The organism is bacterium, assembly GCA_016789445.1.
Classification (GTDB): Bacteria; Patescibacteriota; Minisyncoccia; order Phycocordibacterales; family UBA2100; genus UBA10103.
Genome location: JAEUQT010000001.1, coordinates 250,648 through 267,385, shown reverse-complemented (window position 1 = coordinate 267,385; position 16,738 = coordinate 250,648). Strand labels below are relative to the sequence as shown.

19 protein-coding genes are annotated in these 16,738 nt (G+C 56.3%); 13 read left to right on the top strand and 6 right to left on the bottom strand.

Going from position 1 to position 16,738, the window contains the following annotated elements; all coding sequences use genetic code 11:
- Positions 1 to 85: 85 nt before the first annotated feature.
- The 3 genes from JNK62_01670 to JNK62_01660 all read right to left on the bottom strand — a co-directional run bounded on the left by JNK62_01670 (position 86) and on the right by JNK62_01660 (position 2,340).
- Positions 86 to 1,156, bottom strand: a complete 1,071-nt coding sequence (locus tag JNK62_01670; protein MBL8158227.1) for a hypothetical protein — start codon at positions 1,154 to 1,156, stop codon at positions 86 to 88.
- A gap of 61 nt (positions 1,157 to 1,217) precedes the next feature.
- The gene (locus JNK62_01665) at positions 1,218 to 1,586 is read right to left on the bottom strand and encodes a hypothetical protein (GenBank protein ID MBL8158226.1); all 369 of its coding nucleotides are present in this window, start codon (positions 1,584 to 1,586) and stop codon (positions 1,218 to 1,220) included.
- Positions 1,587 to 1,590: 4 nt separating this feature from the next.
- Positions 1,591 to 2,340 carry a hypothetical protein gene (locus JNK62_01660; protein MBL8158225.1) on the bottom strand — a complete coding sequence of 250 codons (750 nt, stop codon included), beginning with the start codon at positions 2,338 to 2,340 and terminating at the stop codon, positions 1,591 to 1,593.
- Between the two features lie 144 nt (positions 2,341 to 2,484).
- On the opposite strand from JNK62_01660, the gene JNK62_01655 reads away from it, so the two are divergent.
- Positions 2,485 to 2,802, top strand: coding sequence for a hypothetical protein (locus JNK62_01655; GenBank protein ID MBL8158224.1), 318 nt, complete (start codon positions 2,485 to 2,487; stop codon positions 2,800 to 2,802).
- Between the two features lie 51 nt (positions 2,803 to 2,853).
- Here the strand turns inward: JNK62_01655 and JNK62_01650 are convergent, their stop codons facing one another.
- Positions 2,854 to 3,390 carry an inorganic diphosphatase gene (locus JNK62_01650; GenBank protein ID MBL8158223.1) on the bottom strand — a complete coding sequence of 179 codons (537 nt, stop codon included), beginning with the start codon at positions 3,388 to 3,390 and terminating at the stop codon, positions 2,854 to 2,856.
- Positions 3,391 to 3,510: 120 nt separating this feature from the next.
- Here JNK62_01650 and JNK62_01645 point away from each other — a divergent pair, with 120 nt between their 5' ends.
- Positions 3,511 to 3,810 (top strand): hypothetical protein, encoded by a 300-nt coding sequence (locus tag JNK62_01645; protein MBL8158222.1) that lies wholly within the window; start codon positions 3,511 to 3,513, stop codon positions 3,808 to 3,810.
- A 60-nt stretch (positions 3,811 to 3,870) separates the two neighbouring features.
- Here the strand turns inward: JNK62_01645 and nusA are convergent, their stop codons facing one another.
- Positions 3,871 to 5,145 carry a transcription termination/antitermination protein NusA gene (gene nusA, locus JNK62_01640; protein MBL8158221.1) on the bottom strand — a complete coding sequence of 425 codons (1,275 nt, stop codon included), beginning with the start codon at positions 5,143 to 5,145 and terminating at the stop codon, positions 3,871 to 3,873.
- A 203-nt stretch (positions 5,146 to 5,348) separates the two neighbouring features.
- On the opposite strand from nusA, the gene JNK62_01635 reads away from it, so the two are divergent.
- Complete coding sequence (locus tag JNK62_01635; GenBank protein MBL8158220.1) at positions 5,349 to 5,576, top strand: hypothetical protein; 228 nt, start codon at positions 5,349 to 5,351, stop codon at positions 5,574 to 5,576.
- 68 nt (positions 5,577 to 5,644) lie between these two features.
- Positions 5,645 to 7,369: a type II/IV secretion system protein gene (locus tag JNK62_01630; GenBank protein MBL8158219.1), complete on the top strand. Its 1,725-nt coding sequence runs from the start codon at positions 5,645 to 5,647 to the stop codon at positions 7,367 to 7,369.
- Between the two features lie 33 nt (positions 7,370 to 7,402).
- On the opposite strand, the gene JNK62_01625 is transcribed toward JNK62_01630, so the two are convergent.
- Positions 7,403 to 7,771 (bottom strand): hypothetical protein, encoded by a 369-nt coding sequence (locus JNK62_01625; GenBank protein MBL8158218.1) that lies wholly within the window; start codon positions 7,769 to 7,771, stop codon positions 7,403 to 7,405.
- Between the two features lie 86 nt (positions 7,772 to 7,857).
- Between JNK62_01625 and JNK62_01620 the strand changes: the two genes are divergently transcribed.
- From JNK62_01620 to JNK62_01580, 9 genes are all read left to right on the top strand, one after another.
- Complete coding sequence (locus tag JNK62_01620) at positions 7,858 to 9,075, top strand: type II secretion system F family protein (protein MBL8158217.1); 1,218 nt, start codon at positions 7,858 to 7,860, stop codon at positions 9,073 to 9,075.
- Between the two features lie 51 nt (positions 9,076 to 9,126).
- On the top strand, positions 9,127 to 10,887 hold the full coding sequence (locus tag JNK62_01615; protein ID MBL8158216.1) for a carboxypeptidase regulatory-like domain-containing protein: 1,761 nt from the start codon (positions 9,127 to 9,129) through the stop codon (positions 10,885 to 10,887).
- A gap of 1 nt (position 10,888) precedes the next feature.
- Positions 10,889 to 11,467: a hypothetical protein gene (locus JNK62_01610; protein ID MBL8158215.1), complete on the top strand. Its 579-nt coding sequence runs from the start codon at positions 10,889 to 10,891 to the stop codon at positions 11,465 to 11,467.
- Between the two features lies 1 nt (position 11,468).
- Positions 11,469 to 12,932, top strand: a complete 1,464-nt coding sequence (locus JNK62_01605) for a hypothetical protein (protein MBL8158214.1) — start codon at positions 11,469 to 11,471, stop codon at positions 12,930 to 12,932.
- A gap of 70 nt (positions 12,933 to 13,002) precedes the next feature.
- Positions 13,003 to 13,314, top strand: coding sequence for a hypothetical protein (locus tag JNK62_01600; protein MBL8158213.1), 312 nt, complete (start codon positions 13,003 to 13,005; stop codon positions 13,312 to 13,314).
- 75 nt (positions 13,315 to 13,389) lie between these two features.
- Positions 13,390 to 14,142, top strand: coding sequence for a triose-phosphate isomerase (locus tag JNK62_01595; protein MBL8158212.1), 753 nt, complete (start codon positions 13,390 to 13,392; stop codon positions 14,140 to 14,142).
- A gap of 1 nt (position 14,143) precedes the next feature.
- Positions 14,144 to 15,283 carry a phosphoglycerate kinase gene (locus JNK62_01590; GenBank protein MBL8158211.1) on the top strand — a complete coding sequence of 380 codons (1,140 nt, stop codon included), beginning with the start codon at positions 14,144 to 14,146 and terminating at the stop codon, positions 15,281 to 15,283.
- 180 nt (positions 15,284 to 15,463) lie between these two features.
- Entirely contained in the window at positions 15,464 to 15,970 is a 507-nt protein-coding gene (locus tag JNK62_01585) for a hypothetical protein (GenBank protein ID MBL8158210.1), read from the top strand.
- 48 nt (positions 15,971 to 16,018) lie between these two features.
- Entirely contained in the window at positions 16,019 to 16,711 is a 693-nt protein-coding gene (locus JNK62_01580; GenBank protein ID MBL8158209.1) for an NTP transferase domain-containing protein, read from the top strand.
- Positions 16,712 to 16,738 lie beyond the last annotated feature (27 nt).

Sequence of the window (16,738 nt, the reverse complement as noted above, 5' to 3'; positions counted from 1 at the left end):
ATTTTCATATGAGCGGATGGTATCACAGCGGGTTTCTAATAGAAAACCGCCAGAGTAACCGGCGGTATTCAGGAGTTTTGCTTACTTACTGCTGTTCCAGCCACGTGATCACTGCCTCGTTGCGAAGCGCGTGCATGATGTGCGCTGAAAGATTGGATTCGTCGGCATTCGGGTAGTGCTGCTTTGCGTGCGCGAGTTCCTTCTGGAAACGTTCCGGATCGACATCAATCTTCTCCGCTTGGGCGATTTGCGAGAGGGCGAGGCGCATTTTCGCGCGGTTGTCTGCTGCTTCGTGCCAGCTTTCGCGGATTTCCGGAAGTGTCTTCTTGGTCTCGGTGAGGTATTTCTCCATCGTGAGGCCCATGCGCTGGATGTCATCCTTCATGCGACCCTCCATATCGTCGAGTTCGTAATCGAGAAGGATGGCAGGGTAGGAGATCTTCGCTTCTTTCACGAGCTCGTCGAGCATCGCTGCGCGTCGCTTCTCGACCTCACGAAGCTCCTTCTCATTCTTGATGTTGTTCCTGACTGCTTCAGTGAATTTCTCACTGTTCTCATAGCCGAGGGATTTGACGAATTCGTCGTCGAGATCAGGAAGATCTTTTTCTTCCATTGCGCGTGCCTGATCAAGTGCTTCCTGCGGGGAAAGGCCGAGTTCGACCTTCGTGATGCGGGCGCGCTCACGCTTGAGATGATTGAGCGTCTCCTTGTGCTCGTCGTCGGTGACGTCCACTTCCTTCTTATCTTTATTGTGCTTTGCTGCGATCTTTGCGTAGTCAGGGAGTTCGACTTTCGGTGCCATCGGTGCGCGGGCAGTGAAAACGATAGGTTCGGTAGCAGGAAAGGAGGAGGGGGCCTTCTCGACGGTGACCTGCGGGGCCGCCACGATGTTGACCTCTTCTTTGGCGAGGATTTCCGGCAGTTCGTGCTGGATCGCGTGCTCGATGGTGCGACGGAGGACTTCAGCCTCGCCGACGGCCTTCATTACCTGATCTTCGGGAGCTTTGCCCGGTCGAAAGCCAGGGAGATGGGCGTCCTTCTTAAGTTCGGCAAGGACGTGCGAGCGGTGCTCAGCAATAGCTTCCGGGGCGACTTCGGCCTGAACGATGAGCTCCCAGCGTTTCTCATCGCGGCTAATTGCAGGATTTTTTGACATGGGGCGGAGTTTACAAGCAAAAGCCGCCGTCCGCTAGTGCGGACGGCGGCTGAAGCGTGGCTTATATGCTGTTTAATTCGGCTTCGTTCTCTGCCTCCATCTGCTGCATGTTCATGGCGTTGAAGTCAGATTCTATTGAGCTGACCTCGTCGGAGCTGCCTTGTGGAGGAAGGCCGGCCGAGGTGTCGCTCTGCGGCTCGCTCACCGGCATCGAAGCCTCCGGCATCATGTAGCCATCGTCAGGGATGTACGGCATCTCCTGCGGCTGCATCTGTGAATTGAGCTTTGCTCCCCAGAAGTAGAGACCGCCGGCTATAAGGAGGACGATCACGATGATTGCTCCCGCGATCGGACCGATAGGCTTTCGCTCTGGAGTCATCGGCATCTGGGTACCGTTGGCGATGGGATTCTGATTAGCGACAGGATCCATATGATTATTGATTAGATGCTTCTACTTCTGCCTCAGCTTCGACGGAGGCTGAAACGTCTGCTTCTGGTTTCTTTTCTTTTGCTAATGCGACAAGAGTCTTGATGGTCTTTTGGAGTTCGAGATGCGCTTCCTTGATGCTCTCGTTCGCCGTCTTCACGAGCGCCTTGAGCTCGGTACGGACCTGTGCGCGGTCGGTATCCTCATCGATGCTCTCGACGAAATCGCTCACCGCCTGAATGTCAGCTTTTGCGGACGCCTGTGCCGTCTTTGCGATTTCGAGCTGCGCTTCGACGGATGCGGTGTCGACGCCGGCAGCTGCCATCTTATCGATACGGGTCTCGATACGATCGACGAACCGCTCGAAGTGACGAAGTGCGAGACCGAAACGCTGCTTGATGACGCCCGTATGTTGTGCGAGCGCCCCGCGCACTTTCTGCATGAGGTTGGTGGTAGAAGCCGGACGATCCTTGGCTGGCATCGGACGCTTTTCTGGGCCCGATGATGCATTCTGCCAATCGCCTTTAGCATTCGCGCCCTGTTTGAGCTCCATGGCCTTCTGGCGTGCAAGATCGAGCGGGCGAATCGGTGTGCCAGAACCCGGCGGCGCGGTTACCGTCACCGTTGCTTCGGCGTTCACATCGGCTTGTGCGAGCGTATGGTCATGGCCTTCATGTGCAAGAGCGAAGCCGACGAAGGCGAAGGAGATGATGATGACGAGTATGAGGGGGAAGTGCTTGGATCCGGATTTGAACATACGGCAGGAATTAAGGAGTATGGGTACAGCATAGCGCTTCGGAGATGAAGGCCGGTTCCGACCCATGTGTATAACCTTGGCAATAGTCATGCTTCATGGTCTGTGTTACAACGTCCGCAGAGGCGTACGGAAAAGGAGGATCCGATGACGCAAGCAGCAGTAGTTGCATTTGTTTCGACGGACGAGACGATGAAGCTGAGGCGTCTCCGTAAGGAGCTTGTCAGGCAATTGCTTGCAGGCTCGAAGGCTTTCATCGAGGCAAAATGGCTGAAGACATCGCGGACACATCCGATGTTTTCCATCGAATTCGATGAACCGCTCCATCGAGATGGGTTGCTCGAAGACGATATTGCCACCGTCGTGCGTGCCTGGGTATTCACCGAATACCAGGGCAGACTCCGCTACAGGAACTATTTCGAGAATTCGGTAGGTCGATGGGCGATCTGCTTGGAAAAAACATAATGACGAAAGCCGCAGACAGTAATGCCTGCGGCTTGTTTCGTGCAAAGGGGATTACTTCGCGAACTTCGCCGTGTAGAGCTCGACCGATTTCTTCACCGCCTCGAGCGCTTCCTGCTTGCCTTTGAATCCCTTGATCTCGACGACCGCAGCCTTTCCTTTCAAGGCCTTGTAGGTCTCGAAGAAGTGCTGGATCTCCTTGAGTGAGTGCTTGTTCACATCAGCCAGATCCTGTACATCTTCCCAGCGCTTGTCGTCGACAGGGACCGAGATGACTTTGTAATCGCTTTCCCCGGAGTCGATCATCTCCATGAGCCCTACCGGGCGCACTTTGACGAGGATGCCGCTCGGGATAGGGAAGGTCGCGAGGATGATGACGTCCAGCGCGTCGCCGTCCTCCCAAAGGGTCTGCGGCGCGAAGCCGTAATCACAAGGGAAAGCCGCGGCAGAATAGTTGGCACGATCGAGCTTGATGATGCCGGTATCTTTGTCGATCTCGTACTTATTGGGAGAGCCCTTCGGGACCTCCACGATGACGTTGATCTCATCGGGGGAGCTCTCTCCGAGCGGGATATCGTGCCAGAGGTTCATATATGGATGAATGATTACCTAATTGCCGCCACTGTAGCAGAGGCTGTGCTTTTTGCACGCGTTGACGCGCCGGGACGGTGGTGATTAAGTTGCGCGAGATGCGCATAAAGGAGGTGGTATATGGAAGTGCTTATCGCCCTGCTCCCAAATTTCTGCATTGGCACAGTCGGAATACCGCTTGCAGTCAGGTTCGTCGGTAAAATCAGCTTTCTCCATGTCATGGTCTATGTGGGCATATATATGCTTGCGGCCGTGGGTGTCGTCGTCTGGTTCATCGTGCGATACGGGACGCCTGAGGCGGGTGTCGGGGGATTTCTGCTTTCAATCCTCTCGACATTCGTAGGTCTCGGTGTAGGGGTGTTGATATGGATGCTCAATGCTGAGCGTGAACATCAGCAGCGTCATCGCTCCAGCCAGTAGGTCGCTAACACAGCGGGACCGGCATTGCCGGTCCCGCTGAAATTTTTTATAGGGAAGAGATTACTTCTGCTCTTCTTCTACCTGCACTGAAGGGATATCACGATCCTCGTTTCCGTCGGGATTCGCGAGCTCTTCACCTTCGGACTGCTTCTCTTCATCGGTCGATTCTTCAACTGCAGCATCAACGGCGAGTTCATCCACGGTTTCGGCAGGGGATTCTTCCTTTGCTGTTTCCGTAGTGCCGGTCGAGCGGATGTCGATCTTCCAGCCAGTGAGGCGCGCTGCAAGACGGACGTTCTGGCCGCCGCGACCGATAGCGAGCGACTGCTGGTCTTCAGCAACCGTGACGATCGCGCGGTTCTCGTCTTCTATGAGCTCGATATCCATGACCTGTGCCGGCTTGAGGGCTTCTTTCACGAATTCGTTCGCAGCCTCAGACCATTCGACGACGTCGATCTTTTCTCCACCGAGTTCAGAGGTGACGACGGCAACACGAACACCGCGCTGGCCGACGAGAGAGCCGACCGGATCGATGTGCTCGTCGTTCGAGAAGACGGCGATCTTCGCACGCGAGCCTGGCTCGCGGACGACGCCCTTCACTTCGACGACGCCGGACGCCATCTCCGGCACTTCTGCTTCGAAAAGCTTGGTGAGGAAACGTGGATGCGAGCGGGAAAGACGGATGAACGTACCGCGGACACCTTCGTCGACACGGAGGAGGAGTGCGCGTACGCGCTCGCCCTGACGATAGCGCTCGCCCGGGATCTGCTCGTCATACGGAAGGACGGCAGTCGCACGACCGAGGTCGATGTAGAGATTGCCGCGTTCGAAACGCTGGACGTGACCGGTGACGATCTCGCCTTCGCGTTCGCCGTACTCAGAGATGATGGAAGCGCGTTCTGCTTCGCGGATCTTCTGCATGATGACCTGCTTCGCGGCCTGAGCGGCGATGCGGCCGAATTCCTCGCGGGTCTCAAGCGGGAAGGAGATCTCCTCGTCGAGCTGCGCATCCTTCTTGATGCGCTGTGCGTCGGCGATCATGATGTGTTGTTCCGGATTGAAGCGGGAACGATGATCCTCGTCAGAGGTCGGTTCCTCGTCCTCCTTACGTACGAGTGTCTCGTCGACGACGATTTTCGCCTGGCGGAATTCCAAATCACCCATTTCAGGGTTGAAAGTCGCACGGATGATCTGGCCGCGCTTGCCGTACTCACGGCGATATGCCGCAGCGAGTGCGGTCGCAATAGCCTCGATCACGCTGTCGCGCGAGATGCCTTTCTCAGTCTGGAGCTCATCGAGCGCCGAGTTGAGGATCTTGAGGTCGAACAATGCCATATATAAATGAATGATTATGAGTGGTTTCCTTGTGTAAGGCAGCCGTTTTTATAAAAAACGTCCGGCTTCCGGCCGGACTGAATACATTGCTGTATGCAGCTGTAAGGGAATAGTAGGCCGTCCAAGAGGGTCTGTCAAGGGTTTGACCTCGCTATGGACGGCGGGTAGGGTGGGCTTAGTAGCGACTACGTAGGGAGGGGTGCATGAGCACCGACGATATGAAGATACCGCCTCGCAGGGGCTCGGTCCATGCCCCGCAGCCATGGGACATCGTGAAGCGCGTCTCCGATTATGTGAAAAACGATCACGACCCGTACCTGATCACGGCCGAAGCGTTCGGGCAGGCGGTGGCCGTACTCCTGAAGAAATTCAAAGGACGTACCATCCTTGAAGATTTCAAGCGCGGTTTCGACAAGGAGTGGCAGACCTGACAAAAACCCTCGGCACTGCCGAGGGTTTTCTCTTGGTATACTACGCGTGATAACGGCAGGGAAACCGTATGTACATCTCCGACACGCAATTGAAAACCTTCCTCTCGGATGCGAATCTCATTTCGCAGAAGGATTTCGACGCCGCTGATAGTGAGGCGAAACAGCGCAATCAGCCGATCGGCGATATCCTGATCGCGCGCTCGCTTATCGGCGAGGACGAGTTGCGTCGCACGTACGCCTACATTCTCGGCATTCCATTCGTTTCGCTGGTCGGTACCACGATTCCATTTGAGACCCTCTCCCTCATCCCGGAGCCGGTCGCACGACGCAACAACATCGTCGCCTACAACCATAAGGGCGACGATCTCGAAGTGGCAATGTTGGACACCGACGATCTCGCGGCGATCGATTTCATCAAGAAGAAGACGCGGCTTAAGGTTTTGCCGCGCCTTACCGACGGACCGTCCATCAAAGCGGCGCTCAAGCAATACCAGCGTGGATTGAAGGATAATCTCGGCGATGTCATCAAGCGCGAGACTGATGCGCTTGCGGCAAGCGGAAGCTCAGAAGGGGATGAGCGCAAGATAGCCGAGGGTGTGCCGGCAGTGCGCATCGTCGATACGCTCTTGCGTCACGCGAATGCGCAGGGTGCGTCCGACATCCATATCGAGCCTTTAGAGGAAGCGCTCCTCATCCGCTACCGCATCGACGGCATGTTGCATGACGCGATGGAGTTACCGAAGCATGCAGCTGCGGCAATTACCGCGCGCGTGAAGGTCTTGGCGAATATGCGCCTCGATGAGAAGCGTCTTCCGCAAGACGGCCGCTTCGGAGTTGAAGCGGGCGGTGAGAAGATCTCATTCCGTGTTTCCATTCTCCCCACGTACTACGGCGAGAAGATCGTCATGCGTCTTCTGCGCGACAATATTTCAGGCTTCTCACTTGAAGCACTCGGCTTCCACGGCGTCGCGCTCGAGCGGATGCATAACGCGATGAAGAAAACGACGGGCCTCATCCTCACGACCGGTCCGACCGGTGCCGGTAAATCGACCACGCTCTACACGCTCTTGGATATCGTGAATACGCCGGATGTGAACATCTCGACCGTCGAGGATCCGATCGAGTATCAGATGAAGCGGGTGAATCAGACGCAGGTCCGACCGGAGATCGGATTCACGTTCGCCAATGGTCTTCGCTCGCTCGTTCGTCAGGATCCGGACATCATCATGGTAGGCGAGATCCGCGATAAGGAAACTGCTTCGCTCGCGATCAATGCCGCACTCACCGGTCACCTCGTGCTCTCGACACTGCACACCAATTCCGCAGCGGGAGCCATACCGCGTCTTCTGGATATGGGGGTGGAACCGTTCTTGCTGGTCTCCACCTTGAAGGTGATCATCGGCCAACGCCTGGTGCGAAAGCTTACCAATGCGAAGGATAAATACGAACTCAATCGCGATGAGCAGGCGCAGCTCGAGCATGTCGTCGATGCGGGTGTCGTCTTGAAAGCGCTGAAGGATGAAAAGATCGTAGCTCCCGAAGCGACTTGGAAGAATGTGCCGTTCTGGCGGCCGAAGGAGGGCGAGGGAGGATTCTCGGGACGTATGGGTATCTACGAAGTCTTGGACGTCGCGCCGACGATCAAGGATCTGGTCATGAAAGGCGCGACGGCGGACGACATTCATATCCAAGCACGCAAAGAGGGGATGCTCACCATGAGCGAAGACGGTATCTTTAAAGCTTCACAAGGCGTGACGACGATAGAAGAGGTGCTGCGCGCGATCACGGAATAAAAGAAGAAGCCGCCCGAGGAGGGCGGCTTTGAGTCAGTGTTCGCGATGCATGAACGTGACCTGAACGTACTCCTCCGCGAAATTTACCTCGTCGATGTGAAGCAGCGGGCCGTGGGTCAGTTTGCGATCGTTACCGGTGGTACCGAAGCATTCATACGACGCGCTATGCAAGCCGCGTGTATGCGTATGAATGACGATCTTCACGAACTGATTGCCGCGATACTCTGCATGCATGCAGGCAATAAAGCGACAATCTGCATACCCGAAGATCGTGCGCAGTCTCTCGCCGTCCGCGTTCTTGGCGCTATCGAAATGACTGTCTTCTGCGAATGACAGCACGAGTGTCTCGCTCGCGAGCGCATTAGCATTCTCCACGGGCGCCGTTCGTACCATATCAAGCATGGTCTCCTCCTTTTGAAACTGGCCGTATCCTAGCTGTTCCCAGCATATTCGCAAGCTGCGTGTTCCGACACTATATAATTGTATGAATGGCTCGTTTTTCGTACACCGCCGAGAAGGCGGGCGGGGAAGTGTACAAAGGTGTCGCAAGTGCGCGCGACCGTTTCGAGTTGTATGAGATAGTCCGTCGCGAAGGCGGACGCATCATCTCCGTCGCCGAGGATAACAGCCAAAGCTACTTCAGTCTGCAGTACTGGAACTCGAAGATCTCCACGGTTCCTGAATACGAGAAGATCCTCTTCGCGCGCAACTTGGGAGCGATGCTCGGTGCAGGGCTTTCTCTGGCACGTGCACTTGCGGTCATCGAACGCCAGACCAAGAACGCTCGATTGGTGAGCGTAGTATCCGAGCTTTCGAGCGCGGTGCGCCGCGGTGAGACGCTCCACAGTGCGCTCGCGAAATTCCCGCACGTCTTCCCCAAGCTTTTCGTCGCGATGACGCGTGCGGGCGAAGAGGGTGGTCAGCTTTCGTCCGCTCTCGGCGTCGTCTCGGATCAGATGGAGCGCATGTACGTTTTGAAGAAGAAGATCCGCGGCGCACTTTTGTATCCGGCCATCATCGTTATTGCGATCATCGGCATCGGCGTATTCATGATGATCAACGTCGTGCCGACACTGGCGCAGACGTTCGAAGAAATGGATGCAGAATTGCCCGCATCAACGCAGGCGATCATCGCGGTCTCGAACTTCTTGGTGAAGTACACCATCGTTGCGGGCTCGCTCGTCGTCATCCTCTTCGGTGGCCTCTATGGATTCCTGCGCACCGAGCTCGGTTCGCGTATCAAGGATTTCGTCTTCCTCCACATCCCGCTCATCGGTCCTATCGTCAAAGAAGTGAATGCGGCACGCACGTCGCGCACGCTCGCATCGCTTCTTTCGGCGGGTGTTGATGTGATAACCGCGCTTGATATCGTCGCGGACGTCGTGCAGAACTCGTACTTCAAGCAGGTGATCGTGCAGGCGAAGGAGAATGTGGGAAAGGGTGAACCGCTCTCCGCTGCGTTCGTGCGTGCGGAGCATCTGTATCCAGCATTCGTCGGCGAGATGATGTCAGTCGGTGAAGAGACCGGCGCATTGACCGAAATGATGAAGAAGCTCGCGATTTTTTACGAAGACGAAGTCGATCGAAAGACGAAAGACATGTCGACCATCATCGAACCGTTCCTCATGGTCGCGATCGGCGGTGCCGTCGGTTTCTTTGCGGTGGCAATGATCTCACCGATCTACCAGCTTTCGGAGAACATCTAGGTTTGTTGAATACTCGGGCGAAGTTACACGACATCGCGTTACAATAGTTTGATGCAGTGCCCTCGAGGGGAACGAGGTTCTACTTTGCTTGATGCGGTCGTCGGGACCGCACTCATGCTCGTCGTGTTCGTCGGTATCGTCGGCGCGTTTCGACTGACGGTGATGGCGGTCTCGAACAACAAGGCCCGTGCAGGTGCGATCGCACTCGCGAACGAGCGGTTGGAATTCATTCGTAGTCTTCCGTACGCGTCGGTCGGAACAACGGGCGGTATTCCTTCGGGAAACATCGCACAGAGCGAGACGGTGAATCTGAATGATGTCTCGTACACACGTCGCACCTTTATCTCTTGGGAAGATGATCCGGCAGATGGTAGCGGGGCGGCGGACACGAACGGCGTGCGCACCGATTACAAGGCCGCGAAGGTCACGGTTTCGTGGGTGGTGCGCGACGGCACACACACGATCACGCTCATCTCACGCATCTCCCCGCCGGGTGTCGAAACATCAGTGCCGGGCGGCACGCTCTCGTTCAACGTCGTCGACTCGCGACTCGTTCCGGTTTCGAACGCACAGATACGCGTGGTGAATGCCGGTGTTTCTCCGTCGGTCGATCTCACGACGTACACCGATGCAGCGGGAACCGCCGTCATTCTCGGTGTGCCATCAGGATCGGGGTATCGTGTCACGACAACGAAGAGCGGATACTCAACGGCACAGACCTACGGTTCATCGGCAACAAACACGAATCCGATTCCCGCACATCTCGGTGTCGCACTCAACCAGACGACCGCCGCAACCTTCGCGATCGATGTCCTCTCCGACAAAACCATCGAGACCTATTCGCCGGTTTCGACGGGTACAACGACGGAGAGCTTCAATGATGCGAGCGGTATCGGATCTTCGTCGGGTGTCACGGTGTCCGGCGGAGCGGTGCGACTGACTGTTGGTGAAAATGGTTTTACATCTCCGGGAAGTTTCCTTACGACGAGTTTCTCAACATCGTCCCTTGTCGCATGGAAACGTCTCACGTGGGCGACGAGCACGCCATCAGGTACGAGCATCGCGTTTCGTGTGTATGACTCATCCGGCACGAATCTGATTCCTGATTCGCAGATTCCGGGGAACAGTGCGGGTCTTACGGTTTCTCCGGTCAGTCTCGCGAATGTTTCAACATCGACGTATCCATCACTGGTCATCGGCGCGACGCTTTCTACTTCGAACGCATCGAACACTCCTTCGGTTGATGCGTATTCCATCTCGGCAGATACCGGACCGCGTTCGCTTCCGAACATCGGACTCACGATGACGGGCGCAAAGACGATCGGCACGACGGTCGGCGGGGCGCAGGTGTACAAATATCAGAACTCATCGATCAATAGCGGATCGAGCGGCAGTGTCACGCTCAGCGGGATCGAATGGGATAGTTACACGATAGGCCTCGCGGCATCGACGACGTATGCGATCCAGTCGGTATGTAATCCGCAGCCGGAAACCCTTTCACCGAACTCGTCGCAGACGACGCGTGTCTTCGTCGCGCCGTTCACCACGAACTCGCTGCTTGTGGATGTGAAGAATGCATCGGGCACACCCATCAAGAACGCGAACGTGCGGTTGTACCGCACGACGCCGGCGTACAACACGACGATCGCGAGCGACGGTTGTGGCAACTCGTACTTCAGCGGCATCGCCGCCGGAACCGGCACAAGCCGGTATTCGTTACAGGTTTCCGCGAGCGGATACCAGATCTTCAATGCGACGAGTACCATCAATGTTTCAGGCACCTCACGCACGTCGGTCATCCTCAATAATTGATATGGAACGCGGTATGACATTAGTAGAGACGGTGGTGTGGGTGTCGGTGACGCTCGCTGCGATGCTCGCGATCGTGAATTCAGTGCAGTACTTCTATCGCACGAATAACTACACCGTCGAACAATCCGCCGCTGTTTCATCAGCGCAGCGCGGCATCGAAAGCATGGTGAAGACGATGCGCGAAGCGGCATACGCATCGGATGGCGCGTACCCCATCATCTCGATCTCGACGAGTTCCGTCGCGTTCTACGCGGATGTCGACAGTGACCCCTTTATCGAGAAACTCAGATTCTTCGTTGATGGTAATTCTCTGAAACGCGGCATCATCGATCCGGTGGGGGACCCTCCGGTCTACTCAAGTCCGGAAGTCGTATCGACCGTTTCGGATTCGGTGCGCAATATCGATCAGGGCATCGCGACGTTCAGGTACTATGATGTGAACGGGAATCTCATGACGAACCTGAACGACATAGCAGCACTGCGCTTCATCGAGTCGACGGTCGTCGTCAATATCAATCCGTTCCGCATGCCGAACCAATTCACGTTGCGTAGCACCGCTGCGCTCCGTAATCTCCGTTGATATGCGAAACGAACGCGGTGTCACGGTGATGCTCGTCCTCGCGTTCATGGGGATCTTCCTCTTTCTGCTCGGGACGATTCTGAGTTACGTGCTCACGCAAGGGAAGTATGGTCGCGCGCTCTACGCACGCGAACAAGCCGTGAACGTTGCGGAGGCAGGGCTCGAATACTATCGATGGTTCCTCGCGCGCAATCCGAACATCATGACGACAGGCGCCGGGCTTGTCTCGCCGGCAAGTTACACCGTAAGCGATCCTGAAGGAAGCACGATGGGAAGCGCATCGGTGACGGCGACACTCAACACCTCGTGCGGCCGCGTGCAGTCGGCGGATCTCGTCTCGCAGGGAACGGCGAACATCAATCCGCTCTATAAACGCACCTTGAATGCTCGTTACATGCGTCCGTCGGTTGCGGAATATTCGAACATCATCAACGCGAACGTGTGGGCGGGCGATGACCGCGTGATCACGGGTGCGTACCATTCCAACGGCGGCGTGCGCATGGATGGGGATAGTAACTCGATCGTCTCGAGCGCGCTTACGACATGGTCCTGCACCTCGTCGTTCGGTTGTTCGCCGACGCAGACGCAGCCGGGCGTGTTCGGATCCGGCGGCGGTTCCGCGCTCTGGAAATATCCGGCAGCGTCATTCAGTTTCGCGGGTATCTCGACTGATTTCCCGACACTGCAGACCTATGCGACGAACGACGGCATCATGCTCAATCCGACGAACGTACGTGTGAACGGCGTGCAGCAGGGCGGCACCTTCACGTCGGTCGGTGCGAGCGATCAGCGTGGATTCCATCTCGTGCTGCGCGCGGACGACACCGTGGATGTGTACCGTGTTACCGGCACCATCGGGGTCGATGCGCAACGTATCGATAACATCGGCACGTGGACGACCGATTACCACATCATCTCCAGCGAGACGTACGTCGGCCGATATACGATTCCCTCGGATTGCCGCGTCATCTTCGCGCAATCGAAAGTCTGGCTTGAAGGGACCGTCGGTACGAAGATCACGGTGATCGCGGCGGATACCGGAACGTTCCAGCCGGACATCGTCCTCTCCCGAGACATCGTGTACGCATCCGGCAGCGGATCATCCGGCCTCACGGCGATCGCCGAACGATCGATCCTTATTCCGCTGAATTCGCCTGATGCGATGACGGTGCGTGGCGTCTTTGTCGCGCAGAACGGCTATGTCGGTCGCAACTACTACACGACGACCGGGGAGAACGATGTGCCATCGCAGTACGACTCCTATGTGATCCAGGCATCCCTTACCACGATCGGCAGCGTCATTTCCAATAATCGCGTCGGTACGCAGTGGTCGAGCGGGGGAACAATGGTCTCGGGCTATCAGACACGAACCGATACCTATGACCGACTCCTCGCGTTCGATCCGCCGCCCTTTACGCCGTCGGCGTCTCCTGATTACAAATTGGTTCTCTGGAGGGAGCAGTAAGATATTGACTTTTTCTGAAAATGCATTATAATAACAATCAGTCCAATTTCCTCAGAACAAGGAGAAAGCAATGCTTGTGGAACCGTGGGCTTCAATTGCAAGCATCCCGGCGTACATGGTGAGCGCGCTCGTCGGAGTGATTATCGGCGTTCATTGCGCTCTCCCGGTGATTCGAGTGCTGGGCCGGCTCTCGATCGTCGCGATTGCGGCAGTTGTCTGGACCTATCTATTCGCGGCGAGCGGTCTCATCCAAGGAGAGTGGCAAACGTGGATGTTCATGGCATTTTTTGCCATGGAATTGATACTCGTTGGCCATCTACTGCTGGTCGCAGTCGCCAGCGGGATCACTTTCGGGATTCGGCAGGTTGTGCGAAACAGTTGAGAACAATCAAAGGCATTCATCCGTCAGGATGGATGCCTTTTCGTTTCAAAATGACCCGCATGCTACAATCGCCGCATGAAATCCCTCATTGTCGCCAACTGGAAGATGAATCCGGCGACTCTGAAAGAGGCAATAAAGCTCTACGAAGAGACGAAGAAAGCCTCGCTTGCCGCTAAGAATGTCTCCGTCGTCGTCGCTCCGCCGGCGATCTTCCTGCGCGACCTCGCGGCGGCGACCAGGGGTGCAAAAGTGCCGCTCGCCGCACAAAACGTACATTTCGAGAACGCGGGTTCCTATACGGGAGACATTTCCATCCCGCAGGTCGCCGATGCGAAGGCTGCCTATGTGATCGTGGGGCATGCGGAACGCCGCGCACTCGGGGAGACCAACGAAGAAGTGGGGAAGAAGGTCGCCGCGGTGCTTGAGGCGAAACTTACTCCTATCTTCTGTATCGGTGAGAAGACCCGTACGCCTGCGGGCGAGCACTTCGTGTTCGTGAAAGAGCAACTCCGCGCCGGCTTGCAGCATGTCTCTCCTGCGAAGATCGGAAAGGTCATCATCGCGTATGAGCCGGTCTGGGCGATCGGTGCAGCGCAACCGATGTCGCCGCGCGATATGCACGAGATGAGCATCTTCATCCGCAAGGCGATCGTCGAGAAGTATGGGGATCTCGGCATGAACATCACGGTGCTCTATGGCGGATCGGTGGATGCGGCAAGTGCGCCGCTCATGCTGCGCGACGGCGATGTGAAGGGGCTTCTCGTCGGGCGGGCCAGCGTAGATGCGAAAACCTTCACCGAACTCCTGATCGCGGCCTCTAAAAAGTAGTATGTTCACCTGCATCGATGAGATCCCAGCAGAGGAGCTGCGCGGCAAGCGTGTCATCGTCCGTGCCGGATTCGACGTTCCTCTCGACGAGAAGGGGGAGGTTGCAGATCTCTTCCGTGTGAAGCGTTCGGCCGAGACGCTGAAGTTCCTCTCGCAGCTCGGCGCGCGCGTCATCGTGCTCTCCCATATCGGTCGCGACCCTAAGGAGACGAATGCGCCGGTCTCGCGCGCGCTCATGCATCACGTGAAGCATACGTATCTGCCGGAAATCGACGGGCATGCGGCGCGCAATGCCATCCAGGTGATGGAGGACGGTGACGTCATCCTTTTGGAAAACCTTCGACAGGATCCACGCGAGGTCGCCAATGATGATGAATTCGCGAAGCAGCTCGCGAGCCTCGGCGAAGTGTACGTGGGGGATGCGTTCTCAGCTGCTCATCGCGCCCATACATCTATTGTAGGGATTCCGAAGTACCTGCCGCATTACGCAGGGCTGCTCCTTCGCGATGAGGTAAAAGCCCTCAAGGATGCACGCGTACCCGATCATCCGTCATTCGCCATCCTCGGCGGGGCGAAATTCGAGACCAAGGCACCGCTCATCAAGACACTTCTTGGCTCATATGATCATCTTTTCGTAACCGGAGCCTTGGCGAACGATGTCTATACGGCGCAGGGTCATCCGGTGGGAAGGTCGCTGATCTCCAAGGAGCAGCCGACTCCTTATATATTGAATCACCCGCACTTTATCGCACCGCGTGATGTAACGGCTCAGCGCAGTGATGGTCATGCGAGGGTAGTGAAGCCGGAATCCGTTGAGGCTGACGATAAGATCGTCGATATCGGACCGGATTCAGTCGCCGCAATCGCACCGCACCTCGAAAAAGCGAATTTCATACTCTGGAACGGTCCGACGGGTCTCTATGAGGAGGGTTTTACCTCGTTTACGCATGCGATTGCCGAGATGGTCAGTCGCCGTGTAGCCGCGGGAGCCCGCGCAGTCATCGGTGGCGGGGATACTATCGCTGCCATTATGGATAGCGGTATCGGGGAAGATAAGCTCGGATTCCTCTCGACCGGCGGCGGCGCCATGCTCGAGTATCTCCTCGATGGAACGCTTCCGGGTATTCAGGCGCTCGAGTAAGGGGAAGAGTGTAGAAACTCACATGCAGTGCTTTCTCGGGTCGCTATCTGACGCTGCTGCGCCAGCGCTCAGTCTCGGCCCCGTCGGGCCTGCGAAGACCCTCGTAAGCTCTGCATGTGAGTTTCTTGGGAAGGTGAATTAGGTATAGAATCACCGCATCTATATGTAACTTTATTTGATATGAAAATCTTATACGCGCTTATCGGTTTGGTGGTGGTTGGGGCAGGGGCGTGGTTCGTCATGAATCAGCAGTCTGCATCGGATACCGCCTCGAATGCATCAGGTTCAAGCGAGATGGTTTCTTCCGAGACGCAGGATTTCAAGGGTTCCATGCAGGAACTCATGGGGCGTGGCGGTTCCTGGAAATGCGACGTATCGGTAACCACAGAAGGCATTACCTCAACGGGCACTACCTATGTTGCGCAGGATATGGTGCGCGCAGATTTCGTCTCTGAGATCCCGCAGGTGGGGAAGATGGAATCGCACATGCTGATGCGCGATAAAACCGCCTACACCTGGACCAGTATGATGAGCAAGGGGTTCAAGTTCCCGATCTCCCGCAACGAGGGTGAGCCGGAAGTGAGTGCTGAGGTTTCGGCACAGCTCAATCAGGACTACGATTACCACTGCGTCGCATGGCCGACCGACGAGAGCAAGTTCGCACTCCCGAGCGGCATAACTTTCTAGCCTTCATCGGGCCTTCCCAGGCTCTCCCGCAGGCTATACAGTACCGCTATGCAAGCAGTCATACTCGCCGCCGGACGTGGCACACGAATGGGCGCTCTTACGGAGCAGCTTCCTAAGCCGATGCTTGAAGTCGCCGGCAAGACGCTTCTCGAGCATAAATTCGATGCGCTGCCGGATGATGTGCACGAGATCATCCTCATCGTCGGGTACCTGAAGGAGACTATCACCGCCAAATTCGGCGATTCCTATAAGGGGAAAAGAATAATCTACATCGAGCAGGCGAACATCGTGGGCGGTACGATGGATGCGCTTCTCCAGGCAAAACAATATCTCACTGAGAAATTCCTCGTCATGATGGGGGATGACATCTATGCGAAAGAAGATATCCGGGCGGTACTCGCGCATGATTGGGCGTTACTCGTGCAGCGCGTGCCGGACACGAAAGTCGGTGGCCGTGTCGTTATCGATATCGAGCATCATGTAAGCGATATCATCGAGAACGGCGAAGGGGAGGGTGCGGTGTCGACCAATATGTTCGCCCTCGATCCGCGCATCTTTGATTTTCCGGCCATTCCCAAGAAGGCGGGGTCGGACGAATTAGGTCTGCCACAGACCGTGGTCGCCGCATCGAAAGCGAGCGGTATCCCGCTCAACGTCGTCGAGGCGACGAGGTGGATCCAGATCACGAACCCCGATGACATCGCGAGCGCAACGAAGCTTCTATCCACACCAGTCGCCTGAGCCGCGATTCAGAGCATACATACTATA

Excerpts from the sequence above, each read along its gene's own strand:
- JNK62_01670 (MBL8158227.1), bottom strand. The coding sequence starts at position 1,156 with ATGTCAAAAAATCCTGCAATTAGCCGCGATGAGAAACGCTGGGAGCTC.
- JNK62_01665 (MBL8158226.1), bottom strand. The coding sequence starts at position 1,586 with ATGGATCCTGTCGCTAATCAGAATCCCATCGCCAACGGTACCCAGATG.
- JNK62_01660 (MBL8158225.1), bottom strand. The coding sequence starts at position 2,340 with ATGTTCAAATCCGGATCCAAGCACTTCCCCCTCATACTCGTCATCATC.
- JNK62_01655 (MBL8158224.1), top strand. The coding sequence starts at position 2,485 with ATGACGCAAGCAGCAGTAGTTGCATTTGTTTCGACGGACGAGACGATG.
- JNK62_01650 (MBL8158223.1), bottom strand. The coding sequence starts at position 3,390 with ATGAACCTCTGGCACGATATCCCGCTCGGAGAGAGCTCCCCCGATGAG.
- JNK62_01645 (MBL8158222.1), top strand. The coding sequence starts at position 3,511 with ATGGAAGTGCTTATCGCCCTGCTCCCAAATTTCTGCATTGGCACAGTC.
- nusA (MBL8158221.1), bottom strand. The coding sequence starts at position 5,145 with ATGGCATTGTTCGACCTCAAGATCCTCAACTCGGCGCTCGATGAGCTC.
- JNK62_01635 (MBL8158220.1), top strand. The coding sequence starts at position 5,349 with ATGAGCACCGACGATATGAAGATACCGCCTCGCAGGGGCTCGGTCCAT.
- JNK62_01630 (MBL8158219.1), top strand. The coding sequence starts at position 5,645 with ATGTACATCTCCGACACGCAATTGAAAACCTTCCTCTCGGATGCGAAT.
- JNK62_01625 (MBL8158218.1), bottom strand. The coding sequence starts at position 7,771 with ATGCTTGATATGGTACGAACGGCGCCCGTGGAGAATGCTAATGCGCTC.
- JNK62_01620 (MBL8158217.1), top strand. The coding sequence starts at position 7,858 with ATGGCTCGTTTTTCGTACACCGCCGAGAAGGCGGGCGGGGAAGTGTAC.
- JNK62_01615 (MBL8158216.1), top strand. The coding sequence starts at position 9,127 with ATGCAGTGCCCTCGAGGGGAACGAGGTTCTACTTTGCTTGATGCGGTC.
- JNK62_01610 (MBL8158215.1), top strand. The coding sequence starts at position 10,889 with ATGGAACGCGGTATGACATTAGTAGAGACGGTGGTGTGGGTGTCGGTG.
- JNK62_01605 (MBL8158214.1), top strand. The coding sequence starts at position 11,469 with ATGCGAAACGAACGCGGTGTCACGGTGATGCTCGTCCTCGCGTTCATG.
- JNK62_01600 (MBL8158213.1), top strand. The coding sequence starts at position 13,003 with ATGCTTGTGGAACCGTGGGCTTCAATTGCAAGCATCCCGGCGTACATG.
- JNK62_01595 (MBL8158212.1), top strand. The coding sequence starts at position 13,390 with ATGAAATCCCTCATTGTCGCCAACTGGAAGATGAATCCGGCGACTCTG.
- JNK62_01590 (MBL8158211.1), top strand. The coding sequence starts at position 14,144 with ATGTTCACCTGCATCGATGAGATCCCAGCAGAGGAGCTGCGCGGCAAG.
- JNK62_01585 (MBL8158210.1), top strand. The coding sequence starts at position 15,464 with ATGAAAATCTTATACGCGCTTATCGGTTTGGTGGTGGTTGGGGCAGGG.
- JNK62_01580 (MBL8158209.1), top strand. The coding sequence starts at position 16,019 with ATGCAAGCAGTCATACTCGCCGCCGGACGTGGCACACGAATGGGCGCT.